21 protein-coding genes are annotated in these 19,262 nt (G+C 39.8%); 17 read left to right on the top strand and 4 right to left on the bottom strand.

Annotated elements, in window-relative coordinates:
- Positions 1 to 166: 166 nt before the first annotated feature.
- Entirely contained in the window at positions 167 to 1,507 is a 1,341-nt protein-coding gene (dnaA, locus tag MHB83_RS04890) for a chromosomal replication initiator protein DnaA (RefSeq protein WP_003214781.1), read from the bottom strand.
- Between the two features lie 619 nt (positions 1,508 to 2,126).
- Here dnaA and rpmH point away from each other — a divergent pair.
- The 11 genes from rpmH to MHB83_RS04835 all read left to right on the top strand — a co-directional run bounded on the left by rpmH (position 2,127) and on the right by MHB83_RS04835 (position 12,449).
- On the top strand, positions 2,127 to 2,261 hold the full coding sequence (gene rpmH, locus MHB83_RS04885) for a 50S ribosomal protein L34 (protein ID WP_008360908.1): 135 nt from the start codon (positions 2,127 to 2,129) through the stop codon (positions 2,259 to 2,261).
- 78 nt (positions 2,262 to 2,339) lie between these two features.
- Positions 2,340 to 2,699, top strand: a complete 360-nt coding sequence (gene rnpA / locus MHB83_RS04880) for a ribonuclease P protein component (RefSeq protein WP_003214983.1) — start codon at positions 2,340 to 2,342, stop codon at positions 2,697 to 2,699.
- Positions 2,700 to 2,857: 158 nt separating this feature from the next.
- Positions 2,858 to 3,640, top strand: a complete 783-nt coding sequence (gene spoIIIJ / locus MHB83_RS04875; RefSeq protein WP_095117972.1) for a YidC family membrane integrase SpoIIIJ — start codon at positions 2,858 to 2,860, stop codon at positions 3,638 to 3,640.
- Positions 3,637 to 4,260 (top strand): RNA-binding cell elongation regulator Jag/EloR, encoded by a 624-nt coding sequence (gene jag / locus MHB83_RS04870; RefSeq protein ID WP_003215074.1) that lies wholly within the window; start codon positions 3,637 to 3,639, stop codon positions 4,258 to 4,260. The genes spoIIIJ and jag overlap by 4 nt, the downstream gene beginning before the upstream one ends.
- Before the next feature lie 403 nt (positions 4,261 to 4,663).
- Positions 4,664 to 6,043 carry a tRNA uridine-5-carboxymethylaminomethyl(34) synthesis GTPase MnmE gene (gene mnmE / locus MHB83_RS04865; protein WP_003214852.1) on the top strand — a complete coding sequence of 460 codons (1,380 nt, stop codon included), beginning with the start codon at positions 4,664 to 4,666 and terminating at the stop codon, positions 6,041 to 6,043.
- 17 nt (positions 6,044 to 6,060) lie between these two features.
- Positions 6,061 to 7,947 carry a tRNA uridine-5-carboxymethylaminomethyl(34) synthesis enzyme MnmG gene (gene mnmG, locus MHB83_RS04860; protein ID WP_003215396.1) on the top strand — a complete coding sequence of 629 codons (1,887 nt, stop codon included), beginning with the start codon at positions 6,061 to 6,063 and terminating at the stop codon, positions 7,945 to 7,947.
- Positions 7,948 to 7,960: 13 nt separating this feature from the next.
- Positions 7,961 to 8,680 (top strand): 16S rRNA (guanine(527)-N(7))-methyltransferase RsmG, encoded by a 720-nt coding sequence (gene rsmG / locus MHB83_RS04855; RefSeq protein ID WP_003215161.1) that lies wholly within the window; start codon positions 7,961 to 7,963, stop codon positions 8,678 to 8,680.
- 105 nt (positions 8,681 to 8,785) lie between these two features.
- Positions 8,786 to 9,661, top strand: a complete 876-nt coding sequence (gene noc, locus MHB83_RS04850; protein WP_003214896.1) for a nucleoid occlusion protein — start codon at positions 8,786 to 8,788, stop codon at positions 9,659 to 9,661.
- Positions 9,662 to 9,779: 118 nt separating this feature from the next.
- Positions 9,780 to 10,604: an orthopoxovirus pf05708 family protein gene (locus MHB83_RS04845; protein ID WP_268459991.1), complete on the top strand. Its 825-nt coding sequence runs from the start codon at positions 9,780 to 9,782 to the stop codon at positions 10,602 to 10,604.
- A gap of 236 nt (positions 10,605 to 10,840) precedes the next feature.
- A complete protein-coding gene (gene soj / locus MHB83_RS04840) occupies positions 10,841 to 11,602 on the top strand; it encodes a sporulation initiation inhibitor protein Soj (RefSeq protein ID WP_034620351.1) in 762 nt (253 codons plus the stop codon).
- Positions 11,595 to 12,449 carry a ParB/RepB/Spo0J family partition protein gene (locus MHB83_RS04835; RefSeq protein WP_050944673.1) on the top strand — a complete coding sequence of 285 codons (855 nt, stop codon included), beginning with the start codon at positions 11,595 to 11,597 and terminating at the stop codon, positions 12,447 to 12,449. The genes soj and MHB83_RS04835 overlap by 8 nt, the downstream gene beginning before the upstream one ends.
- Positions 12,450 to 12,474: 25 nt before the next feature.
- Here MHB83_RS04835 and yyaC read toward each other — a convergent pair whose 3' ends face one another.
- A complete protein-coding gene (gene yyaC, locus MHB83_RS04830; RefSeq protein WP_003215235.1) occupies positions 12,475 to 13,101 on the bottom strand; it encodes a spore protease YyaC in 627 nt (208 codons plus the stop codon).
- Between the two features lie 72 nt (positions 13,102 to 13,173).
- Here yyaC and MHB83_RS04825 point away from each other — a divergent pair, with 72 nt between their 5' ends.
- Positions 13,174 to 14,229, top strand: a complete 1,056-nt coding sequence (locus MHB83_RS04825; protein ID WP_003214632.1) for a hypothetical protein — start codon at positions 13,174 to 13,176, stop codon at positions 14,227 to 14,229.
- Positions 14,230 to 14,254: 25 nt separating this feature from the next.
- Here the strand turns inward: MHB83_RS04825 and MHB83_RS04820 are convergent, their stop codons facing one another.
- Positions 14,255 to 14,665 carry a hypothetical protein gene (locus tag MHB83_RS04820; protein WP_003215287.1) on the bottom strand — a complete coding sequence of 137 codons (411 nt, stop codon included), beginning with the start codon at positions 14,663 to 14,665 and terminating at the stop codon, positions 14,255 to 14,257.
- Positions 14,666 to 14,680: 15 nt separating this feature from the next.
- Complete coding sequence (locus MHB83_RS04815) at positions 14,681 to 16,000, bottom strand: hydrolase (protein ID WP_050944672.1); 1,320 nt, start codon at positions 15,998 to 16,000, stop codon at positions 14,681 to 14,683.
- 294 nt (positions 16,001 to 16,294) lie between these two features.
- Here MHB83_RS04815 and MHB83_RS04810 point away from each other — a divergent pair, with 294 nt between their 5' ends.
- From MHB83_RS04810 to rpsR, 5 genes are all read left to right on the top strand, one after another.
- The gene (locus tag MHB83_RS04810) at positions 16,295 to 16,501 is read left to right on the top strand and encodes a DUF951 domain-containing protein (protein WP_012011910.1); all 207 of its coding nucleotides are present in this window, start codon (positions 16,295 to 16,297) and stop codon (positions 16,499 to 16,501) included.
- Between the two features lie 216 nt (positions 16,502 to 16,717).
- Positions 16,718 to 17,818 carry a redox-regulated ATPase YchF gene (ychF, locus tag MHB83_RS04805; protein ID WP_003214682.1) on the top strand — a complete coding sequence of 367 codons (1,101 nt, stop codon included), beginning with the start codon at positions 16,718 to 16,720 and terminating at the stop codon, positions 17,816 to 17,818.
- A 108-nt stretch (positions 17,819 to 17,926) separates the two neighbouring features.
- Complete coding sequence (gene rpsF / locus MHB83_RS04800; protein WP_003215073.1) at positions 17,927 to 18,214, top strand: 30S ribosomal protein S6; 288 nt, start codon at positions 17,927 to 17,929, stop codon at positions 18,212 to 18,214.
- A gap of 36 nt (positions 18,215 to 18,250) precedes the next feature.
- Positions 18,251 to 18,796, top strand: a complete 546-nt coding sequence (gene ssbA, locus MHB83_RS04795; RefSeq protein WP_003215157.1) for a single-stranded DNA-binding protein SsbA — start codon at positions 18,251 to 18,253, stop codon at positions 18,794 to 18,796.
- A gap of 40 nt (positions 18,797 to 18,836) precedes the next feature.
- Positions 18,837 to 19,076 (top strand): 30S ribosomal protein S18, encoded by a 240-nt coding sequence (gene rpsR / locus MHB83_RS04790; protein ID WP_008347556.1) that lies wholly within the window; start codon positions 18,837 to 18,839, stop codon positions 19,074 to 19,076.
- Positions 19,077 to 19,262: the final 186 nt, after the last annotated feature.

The raw sequence follows: 19,262 nt of genomic DNA, 5'->3' as shown, positions 1-19,262 counted from the left end.
GTATATATATTTTATTAATAAAAATCGTAGAAGTAATAGTAGGGCTTGTGAATATGTGGATAAGTCGGTAATAAGAAAGGAAAGACAGCCTATCCACATGTGGACAGACTGTGTATGACTATGCTCTAGTTATTCACATTTTCCCGTACTTATTATATCAGCTAGGTTATTTTAATTGTTCTTTGATTTCTTTCACATGCTGCTGAAGCTGTTCATCTTCAACGATTAATTTCGAAATCTTCTCATGAGCATGAATGACAGTCGTATGATCACGACCTCCAAATTCTTCTCCTATTTTAGGCAGAGAGGAATCGGTCATTTCTCTAGAGAGATACATGGCAATTTGTCTTGGATAAGCAACTGACTTCGTACGTTTCTTCGCTTTGAAATCCTCTAAGCGAATATTAAATTGCTGCCCTACAATTCTTTGAATATCTTTAATTGTAATGATCCTTGGCTTCGATGAAGGAATGATGTCCTTTAGCGCCTCAGCTGCTAGATCCGCATTGATATCTTTATTAATTAAAGAAGAATAAGCAACGACACGAATCAAAGCACCTTCCAGTTCACGAATGTTGCTGTCGATTTGATTGGCAATATAAAGCATGACTTCATTCGGAATGTCTAATCCCTCTGCTTTTGCCTTTTTTCGTAAAATCGCAATACGCGTTTCTAAATCTGGCGGGGTAATGTCTGTGATTAAGCCCCATTCGAATCGAGAGCGTAATCTGTCTTCAAGTGTCGGAATTTCTTTCGGCGGCCGATCACTAGAAATGACGATTTGCTTACTTTCTTCGTGAAGTGTGTTGAATGTATGGAAAAATTCTTCTTGTGTTTGTTCTTTTCCTGCTAAAAATTGAATATCATCTATCAAAAGCACATCGACATTCCGATAGCGATTACGGAAATCGACAGCTTTGTTGTCTCGGATTGAGTTGATAAATTCATTTGTAAATTTTTCAGATGATAGATAGACCACTTTGGCTGATGGATTATGGTCGATGACATAATGACCAATCGCATGCATCAAGTGAGTCTTTCCTAAACCAACGCCCCCATAAATAAAGAGCGGATTATATGCTTTTGCTGGTGCTTCCGCAACTGCAAGTGAAGCGGCATGCGCAAATCGGTTGCCTGAACCAATAACAAAAGTATCAAATGTATATTTTGGATTCAGCATATTTTGTGGAATATCGACGGGATCTTCTTTAGACATTTTTTTAATTGGAGACTTTGGCATAGCTTCCACTTCATCCTGATTTTGAGGAATAATAAATTTAATACTGAGCTCTTCACCTGTCAGTTCGTAGATGGTATCAGCAATTAAGTGAAGATATCTTGATTCCAGCCAGTCTCTAGCAAATTCATTTGGTGCAGTAATTGTAAGCGTATCGCCTTGAAGAGAATGGGCTTTTGTCGATTTCATCCATGTCTCAAAACTGGGCTTGCTCAACTTTGTCTCTATTTTTTGAAGTGCTTTATTCCACAGATCCAAAATATTTTCCATAAGGCTTCTCCCCCCTCCTTTTCTTTTTAAAATGACCAGTATCAAACTGTTATAGAACACGAAAAAGAGCAAATGGTCATCACCATTCGTGCACATACATTGTTGAAAACAAATAATATAGTAGAAAAACGTCTTTTCGACAAATTACACAGCCTGTGGATAAACAATTCAACAACCTGTGTAATATCTTTCCACAGCTTATCCACAGATTGTGGATAACGCAAATAGGTCAGATAAGTAATTAAGAGTTAAAACACAAATATAATATCAAAATAAACGAGATGGTGCAATGGGTGTCACAAACTTATCCACACACTTTACATCCTGTTGAAAAATAATTATCCACATCGGTTATTTGTGTGAAAAAAATGTCGATAATGGATGTGGATAGTCTAAATATGCCGGAAAAATATCCACACCCTTGTTTTGGAGGCTTTTTAGGAGGAAAAAAGAATAAAATGTTGGAAACTGAAAAAGAAGGTTTCTTCGTTTGATAAATTATGTTATGCTTATAAGGTTGATAATAAGAGTTTTATCATTGATATTGACAATCGATGGGTTACACAAATATAATGAGTTAGACTGTCTTAAACAGCTATTCCTCAGGGAGGTGTCATAAATGAAAAGAACGTTTCAACCAAATAACCGTAAGCGTAGTAAAGTTCATGGCTTCCGCAGCCGTATGAGTTCTAAAAACGGACGTCTAGTTTTAAAGCGACGCCGCAGCAAAGGTAGAAAAAAATTATCAGCTTAGGCCACTGAATAATGTCAGTGGTCTTTTTTACATAAAATCGTAATTGAACTGTCAGTTTTTATCGGAGTGGAAGAAAACATGAAGAAGCGAAACAGGCTAAAAAAAAATGAAGAGTTTCAAAAGGTGTTCAAAAAAGGTCAATCAATGGCGAACCGCCAATTCGTTATTTACCAGCTGGATCAACCAAATCAAGATGAACTGCGTTTAGGATTGTCTGTCAGTAAGAAGATTGGTAATGCAGTGATGAGAAATCGTATTAAACGACTGATCCGCCAGGTGTTTTTAGAGGAAGGTCATAAGTTAAAGCAAGAAAAAGACTACATTGTCATTGCAAGAAAACCAGCAAGTGAATTGACCTTTGAAGAAACAAAAAAGTCTCTCCAACATTTATTTAGAAAATCCGCTGTTTATCAACAACAACCGAAAAAGTCTTCGTAATAGAAACTTTCGTTGAATCAATTTTTAAAAGCGCTTCCTTCATCTAGTGAATTAAAATGAAACCACCACTTTGTAATGAAAAAATGTTACCATACTGATTAGGTGAGTCACTTTCGTAATCAATTCCAACTTAAATAAAGTTTGAAGTAATGGGAGGAATCTTGTTGAAAAGGCGATTATTACTAATATTTAGCTTGATTGGCGCATTGGTTCTATTGGCAGGATGTACACAGATTAATGAACCAATCACATCAGATAGTAAGGGATTCTGGAACTCATATATTGTTTACCCGCTATCTCAATTAATCACGTACATGGCAAATTTGACTGGTGAAAACTACGGGGTTGCGATCATTATTGTGACACTGTTAATCCGTTTGCTCATTTTACCATTAATGATTAAGCAGTTAAGAAGTACAAAAGCAATGCAAGCATTGCAGCCTGAATTGAAAAAACTTCGTGAAAAATATAGCTCTAAAGATCAAAAAACTCAGCAGCAGCTTCAGCAGGAAACAATGGCCCTTTTCCAAAAGAATGGCGTCAATCCATTGGCTGGCTGTTTCCCAATTTTAATTCAGATGCCAATCCTAATCGGTTTTTATCATGCGATTATGAGAACAGCAGAAATTAAAAAGCATACATTCTTATGGTTTGACTTAGGCAGTCCAGATCCATTGTTCCTATTACCGATCATTGCGGGGGTAGCTACTTTCATTCAGCAAAAACTGATGATGGCTGGAAATCCTTCGGACAACCCTCAAATGGCGATCATGCTGTGGGTTATGCCGATTATGATCATTGTATTTGCTATTAGTTTCCCAGCAGCACTTTCATTGTACTGGGTTGTAGGTAACATTTTCATGATCATCCAAACATTAGTGATTAAAACTCCTCAAGTAAAATTAGATACAAAAGAAAAAGCTGGCGGGAATAAAAAATGAAGGAAATAACTGCTGTCGGTCGCACAATCGAAGAAGCAGTAGATTCCGGACTTAAACAAATGCAGCTTCTAAAAGAAGAAGTAGATATCACAATAGTTGATGAAGGAAATAAAGGGTTCTTAGGATTATTTGGCAAAAGACAAGCTGTAGTCAAATTGATAGAAAAGAGAAATGCTCTTAAATTAGCTACACAGTATTTAGATAATATTGTTAAATCAATTGATCCTAAAGCGAAGATTGTTTCCAAACAGGAACCGAAAAAGATTTCTTTCCACATTGATGGAGATAAAACGTCATTAATGATTGGAAAAAGAGGTCAAACTTTGTACTCTTTAGAAACCTTGGTACAGTTAGTGTTTAATCGCTATTCTGATCAGTATCATCATATTACCATTGATATTGGAGATTATAGGAAGAAGCGACAAGAAGCACTTGAACAATATGCCGTCAAGACAGCAAACAAAGTTTTAAAAACGAAGAGAAAGGTTCATTTAGAACCAATGCCTTCGAACGAACGAAAAGTAATTCATGATACGATCGCTGCTTTTTCTAAAGAACTAGCAACGGCATCGGAAGATACAGGCAGCAAGCGTCATGTTGTGGTGCTGTATAAAAAATAACAGAAAGGCTAGAATTCAGCAAAGCTGGATTTTAGTCTTTTTTTATTGAAAAATTGTGTTTCTATAGAAGAATCATCCTTTATTTCTAAAAAGTTAGGGTGTAATTTGAGTGGAAAATGCTATTTTCACAAGTAAACAAAGGCATCGGGGCGTTTAAATTTATTGGGTTTCGGTGTAAGATGTGAAGATGAGTTGAGAACGTCGTTATTCACATGTGGATAAGTTAAGTGTTAAAATAGATAGGATGCCAAGCTGTGGATAATTAGATGGAGGATACTTTCACTTCGCTTTCATTTATGGTATCTTTAAATTTTGGATTAAGCGTTTTTGATATAGAGATGGATAACGTCCATTTAATAGATAAAAGACTGTCTATTAAAGTAGAGAAAGAGGTGATTGAGCGATGGATACAATTGCAGCCATTTCGACACCGATGGGTGAAGGAGCAATTGCGATTATTCGTTTAAGTGGGCCTGAGGCGGTACAGATCGCTGATCGGATGTATAAAGGGCCTAAGGAGAAAAAACTTGTATCAGTGGATTCTCATACCATTCATTATGGTCATATCGTGGATGCAAGGACTGATCAAGTAATAGAAGAGGTCATGGTGTCAGTACTTCGAGCGCCAAAAACATTTACGAGAGAAGACGTTATTGAGATTAACTGCCATGGTGGAATTGTAACGGTCAATAAAGTATTGCAGCTTGCTTTAAGAGAAGGAGCAAGATTAGCGGAGCCAGGTGAGTTCACAAAGCGTGCTTTCTTAAATGGAAGAATAGATCTATCGCAAGCAGAGGCTGTCATGGATTTGATTCGGGCAAAGACAGATCGTGCGATGAATGTAGCAATTACTCAAATGGAGGGACGTCTCTCCGGTTTGGTTCAGCGACTGCGCGGCGAGATCCTAGAAACACTGGCGCATATTGAAGTCAATATTGACTACCCAGAGTATGACGATGTTGAAGAAATGACACATCGCGTTTTAGTGGAAAAAGCGACATCGGTCAAAAAAGAAATTGAGTCGCTGCTCTCGACTTCTCAACAGGGGAAAATCCTTCGAGAGGGCTTATCCACTGTAATTATAGGAAGGCCGAATGTTGGTAAGTCTTCCTTGCTGAATAGTCTTGTACAGGAAACAAAGGCGATTGTCACAGATATTCCTGGAACTACGAGAGATGTCATTGAGGAATATGTGAATGTAAGAGGTGTACCTCTCCGTCTAGTCGATACTGCGGGTATACGTGAGACTGAGGACATTGTTGAGCGTATAGGGGTTGAACGATCTAGACAGGTCTTAAAAGAAGCTGACCTGATTTTACTTGTGCTCAATTATAGCGAAGAATTATCAGAAGAAGATATTAAGCTTTTTGAGGCTGTCTCAGGTATGGATATCATCGTAATTGTGAATAAGACAGACCTTGAGCCTAAGCTTGATGTAGAAAAGGTCAAGCAGTTAGCGAAGGATCGTCCGGTGGTCACTACATCATTATTACAAGAAAAGGGCATTGATGAGCTAGAAATGGCGATTCAATCACTGTTCTTCACTGGATCAATTGAAAGTGGAGATTTAACGTATGTAAGTAATACAAGGCATATTGCCTTACTTCAGGCAGCAAAACAGTCAATTGAGGATGCTCTTGAAGGAATTGCAATGGACGTACCGATCGACATTGTTCAAATAGATTTAACACGCTGCTGGGAGCAGCTCGGTGAAATTATAGGAGATGCTGTTCATGAAAGCTTGATTGATCAGTTATTCTCTCAATTCTGTTTAGGAAAGTAAAGGGAGGAACATAAGAAATGGGTTATGAAGCTGGCAATTATGACGTCATCGTCGTGGGTGCCGGTCATGCTGGGGTTGAGGCTGCTCTTGCTTCTGCAAGACAGGGCGCCAAAACACTTGTATTGACTATCAACCTCGATATGGTTGCTTTTATGCCATGTAATCCGTCCGTAGGCGGTCCTGCAAAAGGGATTGTCGTTAGAGAAATTGATGCACTGGGCGGAGAAATGGCACGAAATATAGATAAGACGCATATCCAAATGCGCATGCTGAATACGGGGAAAGGACCTGCTGTCCGTGCGTTAAGAGCGCAAGCAGATAAGTTCCAATATCAGCATGAAATGAAAAAAACAATGGAAAATGAACCGAACCTGACAATGCTTCAAGGGATGGTGGATCATTTAATTGTAGAAGATGATGAATGTAAAGGTGTCGTTACCCAAACAGGAGCAAACTATCGTGCGAAGTCTGTTGTATTAACGACTGGGACTTTCTTAAAAGGCCGCATTATTTTAGGGGATCTATCTTATTCAAGTGGTCCAAATAACCAGCAGCCATCCATCAAATTATCGGATCACCTAGCAGAGTTAGGATTCGATTTGGTTCGCTTTAAAACAGGAACACCTCCTCGAGTGAATAGTCACTCGATTGACTATAGTAAAACAGAAATTCAACCAGGTGATGACGTTCCGCGGGCGTTTTCCTATGAAACGGTTGAATATATTACAGATCAACTGCCATGCTGGTTAACTTATACGAGTTTAGAAACACATCAAATTATTGATGAGAATCTTCACCGTTCTCCAATGTATTCAGGTATGATTAAAGGAACTGGTCCTAGATACTGCCCTTCCATTGAAGATAAAGTGGTTCGTTTCAATGACAAACCAAGACATCAAATTTTCTTAGAGCCAGAAGGTCGTAATACGCAGGAAGTGTATGTTCAAGGATTATCTACAAGTCTTCCAGAGGATGTACAGCAGCGCATGCTTTCCACCATCCCAGGGCTCGAAAATGTACAAATGATGAGAGCGGGTTATGCCATTGAGTATGATGCAATTGTGCCTACTCAGTTGTGGCCTACACTTGAGACGAAGAAAATTTCTGGATTATATACAGCCGGCCAAATTAATGGTACGTCAGGCTATGAGGAAGCAGCAGGTCAAGGGATTATGGCAGGTATTAATGCAGGAAGAAAAGCATTGGGTAAAGAAGAAGTCATTTTAAGCCGATCTGATGCATATATCGGTGTTCTCATTGATGACCTTGTCACAAAGGGAACAAATGAACCTTACCGTCTTTTGACATCCCGTGCAGAGTATCGTTTGCTTCTTCGTCATGACAATGCGGATTTAAGATTAACTGAACTTGGCTATCATATTGGATTAATTTCTCAAGAAAGATTCCAGGCATACCAGCAGAAAAAAGAAGCCATTGAAGCAGAGAAAAAACGTTTATATTCTGTCATCATTAAACCCACAGCAGAGACACAAGAATTTATTCGTTCACTTGGTGGAAGTGAGCTGAAGGACGGTATTCGTGCAAGTGATTTGATGAAGCGTCCAGAAATGAACTATGAATCTGTTGTGACGTTAGCTCCTGCTGAAACACAGCTTCCTTCTGATGTGTGTGAGCAGGTAGAGATTCAAATTAAATACGAAGGTTATATTGAAAAGTCACTCCAACAAGTTGAAAAGCTGAAAAAGATGGAGAACAAAAAGATTCCTGATCGTATTGATTATGATGCCATCAAAGGGATTGCAACTGAAGCGAAACAAAAGCTGAAAGAAGTCCGACCGCTTTCTGTTGCACAGGCTTCTCGTATTTCAGGCGTTAACCCTGCTGATATTTCTATCCTTTTAGTATATTTAGAGCAGGGACGTATTGCGAAGATAGCAGAATAGAAAGGATGTCGGCATGAACATTGAACAATTTACAGCAGCACTAGAGGAGAAAGGGATGACCCTTTCTCCTGTGCAGCTTGAACAATTTGAAACTTACTTCCGCATGCTTGTAGAATGGAACGAGAAAATGAATTTGACGTCCATTACTGAAAAGGAAGAAGTGTATTTAAAGCATTTTTATGATTCAATTTCCGCATCATTTTTCATTGATTTTCACAAAGTAACGACGATTTGCGATATAGGAGCTGGTGCTGGTTTCCCAAGCATTCCTCTTAAAATTTGCTTCCCTCATCTACATGTGACCATTGTTGATTCTCTTCAGAAACGAATTACGTTTCTCAATGAGTTAGCAAAAGGGTTAAACTTACAAGATACTACTTTTTATCATGATCGTGCGGAGACGTTTGGACAACGTAAGGAAAAGCGTGAAAGCTATGATCTTGTCACTGCTAGAGCGGTTGCGCGTTTATCCGTCTTGAGCGAACTATGTCTGCCCCTTGTAAAAAAGGAAGGATTGTTTGTGGCATTAAAAGCATCTGCTGCTGATGAAGAAATGCAAGCAGGGAAGAAAGCCGTTACTGTCCTCGGAGGAGAGGTTGTTGAAAAGCATTCCTTTGTTCTTCCTTTAGAAGAAAGCGAACGGAACATCATTGTCATTGAAAAGAAAAAGCAAACACCAAAAAAATATCCTAGAAAACCAGGAACACCTAATAAATCACCAATAGAAGGTTGATCATGTAAAAGGTCGGTTTTTCTTCAATATTTAAGATTTTACAGAAGGAAAAAACATGAGAAAATAGAATTATAAAAAGGTAGTTTTTAAAGGTGGTGTAGGTTCATGAAGCATTCACTCTCACGCTTCTTCGGGCTTGGTGACAAAGAACATCCTGAGCGTGAAACCGAAATAGAGGCAGAGATTGCTGAGCATGATACATTAAAGGAAGAGATACAGGAGCTCCCGGTCGACACAATTATGCCAAACCGTTTTCAGCCACGCACCATTTTTTCAGAAGAAAAGATACATGAGCTGGCCACGACGATTCATACCCATGGCATTATCCAACCTATTGTTGTCAGACCGACAGAAGAAGAAGGAAAATATGAACTGATCGCCGGCGAAAGACGTTGGAGAGCGGTACAGACTCTTCACTGGGAGAAAATCCCCGCTATTATAAAAGATTTTACTGATACGGAAACGGCGTCTGTGGCATTGATTGAAAATTTGCAAAGAGAAGAGCTGTCTGCTATTGAAGAGGCTCATGCCTATGCACGTCTTTTAGAGCTTCATGATTTAACACAGGAAGCGCTTGCTCAGCGTCTAGGTAAGGGACAATCAACTGTTGCAAACAAATTAAGACTTTTAAAGTTGCCTGAAGAGGTACAACAGGCCATCCTAGAGAAAAAAATCTCTGAAAGGCATGCACGTTCACTTGTACCCCTAAAGCTTCCAGAATTACAAATCGCGCTATTGCAGGAAATCATCGAAAAACAGCTGAATGTAAAACAGACTGAAGAGCGTGTAGTGAAAATGCTTGAACAAAAAACAGATCGTAAACCGAAGCCAAAACGTAAGGCGTTTAGTCGTGATACACGAATTGCGATGAATACCATTCGTCAGTCTCTCCATATGGTAGAAGACAGCGGGCTTAAAATAAATACCGAGGAAGAAGAATTTGAGGAATATATCCAATTAACAATTCGGATTCCTAAATAGAAAAAAGCTGATGAGAGCCACTCGTCAGCTTTTTTTATTGGTTCTACTTTATATTTACTTATTATTCACAAATTGGTAAAATATGATTTTCATAGAGGAAAGGAGGTGACATGACTCGATGAAAATGAAAAAGACGAATTTTGTTATTATTTGTTATTTACTATTTTCTTTTTCTCTTTTTACAAATGAAACAACCACATTTGCTGTGAATTCGCCAACGGTTCCTGCAGAAGAAAGTCCGCTGACCAAAAAAGAACTGAACGTCCTGAAGAAACAAGGTGTTGTTTCGAAGGAGATCACTTTAGATCAATTAAATCATGAGCATGAGTCTCAGGACGACACAATTGACCTGATTTCAGCTGGCGATCATTTGAAGGCTTATGGCTTACAACAAAACAAGCAGGATGAGTTTGTGACGGATGAAAAGCCGCACACCATCAAGCGCCTTTTAGGAAAGCCGTATCCTGGTACCGATATTTTGCCTAAAAAAGGGGATATATTGGTGACAAACACTGATGCTTTGAAGGGCATCGTTGGACATGCAGGTATCGTCATTAATGAGAAGAGCTTTGCTTCTATTCCAGGGTTTCGACAGCATCCTCAGCTTGATTCCATTCTTAACTGGTTTCGCTATAATGCCAATACAAAGGTCATTCGTATTAATCAAGAGAAAACAGCAGACCTAGCTGGGGAATGGGCGCGCGATTATGTGAAAGCTCATCCAAAGGCTCGATACTCCATCACCATGTCTATTCAATCACTGGACCCGACTTATTGTTCAAAGATTGTGTGGCAGGCCTATGCCAAAACAGGCGATGCTGTAGGACATGCGACATTTACCATTAAGACCCCCTATGGATTCTTAAAAAAGAGAAGCTATAAAACGGTGACCCCTAAGATTATTGTGAACGAAGGCCGTACAATTGGTGGATTACATTTTTGACAAGTGCCCCTCACTTATGATGGAAGTGAGGGTTTTTTATGCATATCTTTTTCTTCAAAAAGATATATTGATATATTTTTTACTACGTTTAAGTTCGTCTTTTTATGTACGAAAATAGACATTTGCTGACGAATATATAATGGAGAAACAAAAAAAGCAAACGTTTCATACTTTTTTTGATAGAATAGGAAGTATGAATGAATGAGAAACTTGTTAAGTTGAAAGTGGGTGACATCGTGGGAAAAATCATAGCGATTACCAACCAGAAGGGCGGCGTTGGGAAGACGACAACTTCTGTTAATTTGAGTGCGTGTTTAGCATACATAGGTAAACGAGTGTTGTTAGTTGATATTGATCCGCAGGGCAATGCCACGAGTGGTATTGGGATTGAGAAGGCCGACGTAGAGAAGTGCGTGTACGATATTTTAGTTGATGATGCAGATGTTCTTGATGTGATTAAGACGACAGAGGTCGAAAATCTTGATGTCATTCCTGCGACAATACAGCTTGCAGGGGCTGAAATAGAGCTTGTGCCTACGATTTCACGTGAAGTGAGATTGAAGAGAGCACTTGAATCTGTTAAGCAAAATTATGATTATATGATTATTGACTGCCCGCCATCACTCGGATTACTGACGATTAATGCGTTAACAGCATCCGATTCCGTTTTAATCCCGGTACAGTGCGAATATTATGCGCTTGAAGGATTGAGCCAGTTGTTAAACACCGTTCGTCTCGTGCAGAAACATTTAAATACGGATCTCGCCATTGAAGGTGTCCTGCTGACAATGCTTGATGCACGAACAAATCTTGGGATTCAAGTCATCGAAGAAGTGAAGAAATACTTCAGAGATAAAGTCTATCAGACCGTGATTCCGCGAAATGTAAGACTGAGTGAAGCGCCTAGTCATGGGAAACCGATTATCTTGTATGATCCACGTTCAAGAGGTGCAGATGTCTATTTAGACTTAGCAAAGGAAGTGGATGCGAATGGCTAAAGGTCTTGGAAAGGGTATTAATGCACTATTTAACACTGTAGACTCAAATGAAGAAACGGTTGAAGAAATCAAAATAAAGGATTTGCGTCCAAACCCGTATCAGCCAAGGAAAACGTTTGATGAAGATGCATTGTCTGATCTCAAAGAATCCATTCAGCAGCACGGTGTTTTACAGCCAATCATTGTCCGTAAATCGATTAAAGGATATGACATTGTAGCAGGTGAACGTCGTTTCCGTGCAGCACAACAAGCTGGTCTGACAACGATTCCTGCGATCGTCAGAGAATTTTCAGAAACGCTGATGAGAGAGATTGCCCTTTTAGAAAATCTGCAACGCGAGGATTTAACTCCATTAGAAGAAGCGGAAGCCTATGCTTCCTTACTAGATCACTTAAGTGTGACGCAAGAGGAATTAGCGAAGCGATTAGGGAAGAGCAGACCGCATATTGCGAACCATCTCCGTCTTTTGACTTTACCGGATGAAGTACAAAAGCTGATTGCAGATGGAAAGTTATCGATGGGTCATGGAAGAACATTGCTTAGCTTGAAAAACAAAAATAAGCTGGCGCCATTGGTAAAGAAAATTGTGGACGAGGGGTTAAACGTCCGTCAGGTTGAGAAACTTGTTCAGCAATTAAACGAAAATGTTCCACGTGAAACAAAGAAAAAAGAAGCACCAAAGGATCGAGTTTTGAAAGAAAGAGAGTCTTTCTTACAAAACTACTTTGGCACTTCAGTGTCGATCAAGAAACAGAAGAAAAAAGGAAAAATAGAGATTGAATTTCTCTCCAACGAAGATTTAGAAAGAATTCTCGAATTGCTTTCTACGAGAGAATCATCAGAGTGACCATCTTGATACGAGATGGTCTTTTTTATATTCTCCCAGTGATATTTTGAATAGGAGCGAAGAGAGAACGGCTTTTTTCTCTTGTCCAATCCATTTGATCAATATGAGATAGACTTTCAGAAAGTGTATTGGCCATAGACATGACAAGATGAAGGCGTGTGTTTTGGAGAACGAAGTATTCCATAAAGCCGCTCACATTGACGATCCCATTAATATGAATATCTCCTACCTCTGGCAGTTCCTTTTGTACACCTGCTCCAGGCTTTAACGGTCCATCTCCAATTTGGAAGGAGCCTACACTTTTCACTCTTCCTAAACAGGCATCAATCGCTACAATAAACGGATGTTTATGAGCTTGTTCAATTTCGGCGAGCTTTTCTTTTAAATTGACCGCATGAACTGGGTCAGAGAGCGTGCCATATACATGAAGCTTTTTCAAATCAAGACCTGAAAGCTTTGTACCAACAAGTGGACCTAGAGAGTCGCCAGTTGAGCGGTCTGTTCCAATACAAACGATGGCAACGGGTCTTTTTCCTGCTTTCTGAAGATGCGAGAATAAAATACTTTTAAGCTGTTGAATGGCGTTTGTATCCGTATGGGACACGTATTCTTTCACCCTATTTCTAAAAAAAAGACCGTTCTTGCTATTCATAGGTCTCACTTCCTTGTCATAGTAGTTAGTAACAGTATACGGAAACAAGCTTAATTCTATACCTATGAGGTGATGATTGTGTGGAAGGCTGGTTCAAGGTGGACGCTTTTAATTTTAGGAAGCTTAATAGGAGCGGGGTATGCTTCCGGCCAAGAAATTTGGCAGTTTTTTGGCATTGATAGTGGACTAGCCATTCTACTGTTTACATTGATGTTTATGCTGTCTACCTATGTGGTGTTGAAAATCAGTTATGAGGTACGTGCCGATCACTTTGTGCCAGTGCTAGAGCGGCTTGTCGGTCCATGGCTGGCTAAAGTGTATGATGTTTTAATTGTCCTTTATTTATTCACGACAACGACAGTCATGATTGCCGGTGGCGGGGTGACACTCGAGATGTATCATGTGCCATTTTGGATTGGCATCGGTGCATTTTGTCTGTTTTCATTTATGATTTTTTTCTGGGATGTGAAAGGGCTTTTATCTGTGAATGCTTTCATTATACCAATTTTGGTGGCGGGGCTCATCTATGCATTTGTTTTTTATTATATGAACCATGATCATATGTGGCGGATTGATTTTGGGCAGCAGTACAATTGGCCTGCCAGCATTGTCTTTGCTTCTTTGAATATATTATCTGTAGTCGCAGTGCTGTCTTCGGTTGGAAAAGAAATGAAGGGGCTTGGCGAGGCAAAAGTGGCGAGTATATTAAGCGGCCTGATTTTTGGGGTCATCTCGTACGTGTATAACGAAATACTGGTTGATATTTCTGGGAGCCTATCAGCAGAAGGCATTCCTTTGTTTACAGTATTAGAAGGAGCGCCGACATCATTGTTTGTGTTTATGACGGTTGTCCTTTGTCTAGCTATTTATACGACGACAGCGGCAGGTTTATTTGGTTTATCCAGCCGAATGCTCTCTTTTGTACCATTGCCTCGCTGGCTGGTTGTGCTCGTGATGCTTCTGTTGATGGCGCCTTTAACATCTCTTGGGTTTGCCGATTTAATTGCTTTCTTGTATCCGATATACAGCTTGCTGAATCTTTATTTGCTTGTCTGTTTAATGCTATATCCGATTTTAAGTAAAAAGATATTTTCTCGCCCTAAAAATTATATTGATAAAATAAAATAAGCACCTCTCTTTGTCAGAGCTGTGCTTATTTTATCCGAATAGAGTCAATGGCGTCTTTGATATCATCATAGACTGGCATTTGCTTGAGACGCTGAAGGCGTTCCTCTAATTCTGAAATGGCTTGTCCCTTTAAATGCTGGGAGATGTGTTGCTTGACAATGGTCGTCTGGTTGATCATGTCTTCGGTTTTAGACAATTGATACTCCAAGTGCACGCGAGTGTTTGCTAATTCGTCATGCAGTCGCATTTTGAGCAGCCGTTTTAGATCTTTTCGCTGTCCTTCTCTTCGTAGGGCCTGAATTGCGGCTATTTCTTCTGGGGACTGCGTTTGCGTTTGTGGTGCCGATTGATTTTCAAATACAGACATGGATCGGCGGGTACTCACATTTTGCAAGAAACGCTGGGCGTCACTAGGAGGTTTATTTTGATTGATCATGCGGCGACTCCTTTCTTAATGAATACCCATTTGCATCGCAAGGCGCCTATCTGCCTTGGCGTAATCATCACCCATTGTGTACATATGTCTTGAAAGGGAAGAAAGTTCTTGTTCGTAATCTCTCAAGGTGTACAGGGCATTCAGTTGTTTTTCGTGTGAATAAAAGGAGGAATGATGTTGTTCCATCCTCACTTCTTCTACCAGTGCTTCCACATCACTTGAACTTAATAAATCATAGTGGCCAAAGCCGACGAGTCCTTTGAGCTCTTGTTTTACATGTTGGACGGCGTCTTTTACACTTTCATCGATCCCATCGATTTTATCAAATATAGTGTGTACTTCATGTTCAATCACACTTTGGAGATCGTAGGATGAATTTTTCAGTAAATGGGATTTTATGATAATTTCTAGACCACTTTGTGCATATGCACGTCCAGAATGGATTTCTTGCAACAGCAAGGCTGTAAAACTTGTATTATGATCAAGCTGTTCATCTAAAATCCGGGCAGATCCATCTTTGTGGAATGAATACCCATTTCCTTTTAAACTCCCAGAAATAAGAGCTAAAAAGGCATTTGTATCAAAGGATTCGTTCCATTCTATATTCATAGACGCAAAAGCTGATTTTAAAAAGGTGTCAATTTCTCTTTGTTTATATTTAACGGATTCTTGGGCGTCGCCTTGCTGCCTTGGCGGTACGGTGTACTTCACTTGACCAACTCCATGATCATGGCGATTGAGTAAACCTACATAATGACTAGGTTGAATATATTCAGTCAAGATCCGTTTATATTGACCTTGCTGCGCTTTCTGCTGAATCGAAGGCGCCAAACTGCTCCATATATTTGGGCTATCAAAGGTGACGGCTTTTTTGACAGCGGGCTGTTCTGTCGCAACATAAGCACAAACAGCACCGGCAAGGGCTTGTCCAGTGAGATAGATACCTGCATTGGGATGCTTCTGGCTGACTTGCTCTATGTATTCCTTCCCTTTAAAAAAGACATGATCTTGATTGCTATCAAGGGACTTCCTTTCAATGGGATAGGCATAATCCGTTTTGAGCAATGACTGTGCCGCGGTGTGTACATCTTGTGGCGAGGTCACCGGCATTTGCTTTGGCATCGGACAGTGAAAAGCGACGATGAACTCGTCTGATTGTTCAGGCTGCATCGTTAAACCATATAATTGATGATCGACCTTGAGAAAATCATGGACAGTGAGCGTTTGCTGACCTATTTCTATCGTATGGTGCTGCTGGTAATTGTCTATGTTTCCAGCATGATCGGATATGATTTTATATTCTTTATCAGTTAATCTATCCTTTCGATTGACCATCGTACCTGCTCCCTCACATAACATTTATGCAGATATCATAAATCAAAAAATATGGAAAAACCACAGCGTTCTACCAATAAAAACCTTTTGACCTACGGTGTTTGTGACAATATTGAAAAAAAGCGGAGTTTAAGTAACTATTGGTCACAAATAAAATGATCTAAAAGAAGGGTTTTTTCTATAAAAAAGAATAGGATGAACGATTGAAAGAGGGTCTTTGCTTTGTGCATTGCTCTTCATCGCCGTTTTTTTGTACAATAGATTCAATGAAGTGAGCAAGAGAGGTGAAAGCTGATGGCAGACAAAGCGTTTGGGTTACATGACGTCGTTGAAATGAAAAAGCCCCATCCATGTGGTGTCAATCGGTGGAAAGTGATTCGGTTGGGCATGGATATTCGCATTAAATGTGAAGGCTGCGGGCATAGCGTCATGATCCCAAGAAGAGACTTTGAAAGAAAAATGAAGAAAATTCTCGTCAAGCATGAGGAGCCAACTGCTTAAGTAGGCCTCATGCTTTTTTAATGAAATTCTTCTTTTGTATAGAAGAATTAGATGCAAATTCCTGTTTTGAAGGATTGATTTATTCTTTTTGGCAATGTTTCTTCTATTGATAATGCATAACGGTTAACTTGTCTTTTCATGTAAACCTACTTATAATTGCTCTAGGTTCATATTACGCAGTATAACGAGCACGTTTGATATAGAGGAGATGAAAGAATGGCTTTAACAGCTGGTATTGTTGGCTTACCTAACGTCGGGAAGTCAACGCTATTTAATGCAATTACACAGGCTGGAGCGGAGTCTGCTAACTATCCGTTTTGTACCATTGATCCAAACGTCGGAATTGTAGAAGTTCCAGACGAACGTTTGCAAAAACTAACAGAATTGGTGCAGCCGAAAAAGACAGTTCCGACTGCTTTTGAATTCACTGATATTGCTGGTATTGTCAAAGGGGCTTCAAAAGGTGAAGGTTTAGGGAATAAATTCCTTTCTCACATTCGTCAAGTAGATGCGATCTGTCACGTGGTGAGAGCTTTTGCAGATGATAACATCACACACGTATCAGGTAAGGTTGACCCTGTGTCAGATATCGAAACCATTAATTTAGAGTTGATTTTGGCTGATTTAGAAACAGTTGAAAAACGTTTGGCTCGTGTGAGTAAGCTTGCAAAACAAAAGGATAAGGAAGCGGTAGCTGAATTTGATATTTTGTCGAAGCTAATGAACGCATTTGAAGCTGGGAAATCGGCAAGATCTGTAGAATTTACAGATGAGCAGCAAAAGCTTGTGAAACAGCTTCATTTACTCACATCTAAACCAGTTCTTTATGTAGCAAATGTGAGTGAGGATGAAGTAGCAGATCATGACGGCAACGAATATGTGCAGCAAATCCGTGAGTTTGCTTCTAGTGAAAATGCTGAAGTCATCGTCGTATGTGCGAAGATCGAGTCTGAAATTGCAGAGCTTGAAGGAGAAGAGAAGCAGATGTTCCTTGAAGAGCTTGGCATCAAAGAGTCAGGTCTAGATCAGCTGATTCAAGCATCTTATTCACTTCTTGGTTTAGCTACTTATTTCACAGCAGGTGAGCAGGAAGTACGCGCTTGGACGTTTAAAAAGGGAATGAAGGCACCGGAATGTGCTGGAATCATTCATACGGACTTTGAACGTGGGTTTATTCGTGCTGAAACGGTTGCATATGAAGATTTACTTGCTGGTGGAAGCATGTCTGCTGCAAAAGAGGCTGGAAAAGTCCGTCTAGAAGGTAAAGAATATGTAGTGAAAGATGGAGACGTCATTCATTTCCGTTTTAATGTATAGGTTCTTGTCATAGGCCAAGTAATTTGTTATAATATACAATTGTGAGTAATATAATTTATTGCTCCTTGCCCGTATAGGGCCGCTTAGACCAAAAGGAGGTGCAATCAGATGAGAAAGTACGAAGTTATGTACATCATCCGCCCAACAGTTGACGATGAGGCTAAAAAAGCAGTTATCGAGCGTTTCAATAACGTGTTAACTTCAAACGGTGCGGAGATCACTGGAACAAAGGATTGGGGTAAACGTCGTCTTGCATACGAAATCAACGATTTCCGTGAAGGCTTCTACCAAATCGTAAACGTTCAATCTGACGCTGCAGCAGTTCAAGAATTTGACCGCTTAGCTAAGATCAGTGACGATATCATTCGCCACATTGTTGTTAAAGAAGAAGTATAAATCATTGAAATATATATTTAAAGGTGGTCTTTCAATATGCTAAACCGTGTTGTATTGGTCGGAAGACTAACAAAAGACCCTGAGCTTCGCTACACGCCTAATGGTGCGGCTGTAGCCACGTTTACTCTAGCTGTGAATCGTACGTTTACGAATCAATCTGGAGAGCGTGAAGCCGATTTCATTAACTGTGTTACTTGGAGAAGACAAGCCGAGAACGTGGCTAATTTCTTGAAAAAAGGAAGTCTTGCCGGTGTAGACGGTCGTTTGCAGACAAGAAACTATGAAAATCAGCAAGGACAGCGTGTCTTCGTGACAGAAGTTCAAGCTGAAAGTGTTCAATTTCTTGAGCCTAAGAGCGGCGGTGCTGGTTCAGGTGGATACAGCGGCGGTGGCAATAGCGGAGGCCAGTATTATGGCGGTAGCCAAAACGATCAGAATCCATTTGGAAATGAACCAAGTCAAAATCCATATGGCAATCAAAGCAACCAACAAAATCGTAATCAGGGAAATAGCTTCAATGATGACCCATTTGCGAATGATGGTAAACCGATTGACATCTCCGATGATGATTTGCCATTCTAATTGATCTGAAAAATTGACTAAAGGAAAGGTGTGAAAACAAATGGCAGGTGGACGCAGAGGCGGTCGTGCGAAACGTCGTAAGGTATGTTTCTTTACTTCTAACGGTATCACGCACATCGATTACAAAGATGTTGATCTTCTTAGAAAGTTTGTTTCTGAGCGTGGTAAAATTTTACCTCGTCGTGTAACAGGAACTAGCGCTAAGTATCAACGTAAATTGACATTAGCGATTAAAAAATCACGTCAAATGGCATTACTTCCATACGTTACTGGTGAGTAAGTCGTTGACTTAAAAGCGGAGAGCCTCGAGCTCTTCGCTTTTTTTATTGTCTCACGAAGAATCTCATCCGAACTGACTAGAGCTGTTTTTGGCGGGCATCTTAGGGGAAGTATGTAAAAGAGAGTAAAAGTGACAGTTTGTTCTATACAAATATGGGGTCGATCTGTCATATTGGTAGTCTAGAAA

This window comes from Bacillus sp. FSL K6-3149 (genome assembly GCF_038630515.1).
Classification (GTDB): domain Bacteria; phylum Bacillota; class Bacilli; order Bacillales; family Bacillaceae; genus Bacillus; species Bacillus pumilus.
This window is presented reverse-complemented; position numbering and strand designations above follow the sequence as displayed.

Coding starts and splice junctions, on each gene's coding strand:
- dnaA (WP_003214781.1), bottom strand. CDS start 1,507: ATGGAAAATATTTTGGATCTGTGGAATAAAGCACTTCAAAAAATAGAG.
- rpmH (WP_008360908.1), top strand. CDS start 2,127: ATGAAAAGAACGTTTCAACCAAATAACCGTAAGCGTAGTAAAGTTCAT.
- rnpA (WP_003214983.1), top strand. CDS start 2,340: ATGAAGAAGCGAAACAGGCTAAAAAAAAATGAAGAGTTTCAAAAGGTG.
- jag (WP_003215074.1), top strand. CDS start 3,637: ATGAAGGAAATAACTGCTGTCGGTCGCACAATCGAAGAAGCAGTAGAT.
- mnmE (WP_003214852.1), top strand. CDS start 4,664: ATGGATACAATTGCAGCCATTTCGACACCGATGGGTGAAGGAGCAATT.
- mnmG (WP_003215396.1), top strand. CDS start 6,061: ATGGGTTATGAAGCTGGCAATTATGACGTCATCGTCGTGGGTGCCGGT.
- rsmG (WP_003215161.1), top strand. CDS start 7,961: ATGAACATTGAACAATTTACAGCAGCACTAGAGGAGAAAGGGATGACC.
- noc (WP_003214896.1), top strand. CDS start 8,786: ATGAAGCATTCACTCTCACGCTTCTTCGGGCTTGGTGACAAAGAACAT.
- MHB83_RS04845 (WP_268459991.1), top strand. CDS start 9,780: ATGAAAATGAAAAAGACGAATTTTGTTATTATTTGTTATTTACTATTT.
- MHB83_RS04835 (WP_050944673.1), top strand. CDS start 11,595: ATGGCTAAAGGTCTTGGAAAGGGTATTAATGCACTATTTAACACTGTA.
- yyaC (WP_003215235.1), bottom strand. CDS start 13,101: ATGAATAGCAAGAACGGTCTTTTTTTTAGAAATAGGGTGAAAGAATAC.
- MHB83_RS04825 (WP_003214632.1), top strand. CDS start 13,174: ATGATTGTGTGGAAGGCTGGTTCAAGGTGGACGCTTTTAATTTTAGGA.
- MHB83_RS04820 (WP_003215287.1), bottom strand. CDS start 14,665: ATGATCAATCAAAATAAACCTCCTAGTGACGCCCAGCGTTTCTTGCAA.
- MHB83_RS04815 (WP_050944672.1), bottom strand. CDS start 16,000: ATGGTCAATCGAAAGGATAGATTAACTGATAAAGAATATAAAATCATA.
- MHB83_RS04810 (WP_012011910.1), top strand. CDS start 16,295: ATGGCAGACAAAGCGTTTGGGTTACATGACGTCGTTGAAATGAAAAAG.
- ychF (WP_003214682.1), top strand. CDS start 16,718: ATGGCTTTAACAGCTGGTATTGTTGGCTTACCTAACGTCGGGAAGTCA.
- rpsF (WP_003215073.1), top strand. CDS start 17,927: ATGAGAAAGTACGAAGTTATGTACATCATCCGCCCAACAGTTGACGAT.
- ssbA (WP_003215157.1), top strand. CDS start 18,251: ATGCTAAACCGTGTTGTATTGGTCGGAAGACTAACAAAAGACCCTGAG.
- rpsR (WP_008347556.1), top strand. CDS start 18,837: ATGGCAGGTGGACGCAGAGGCGGTCGTGCGAAACGTCGTAAGGTATGT.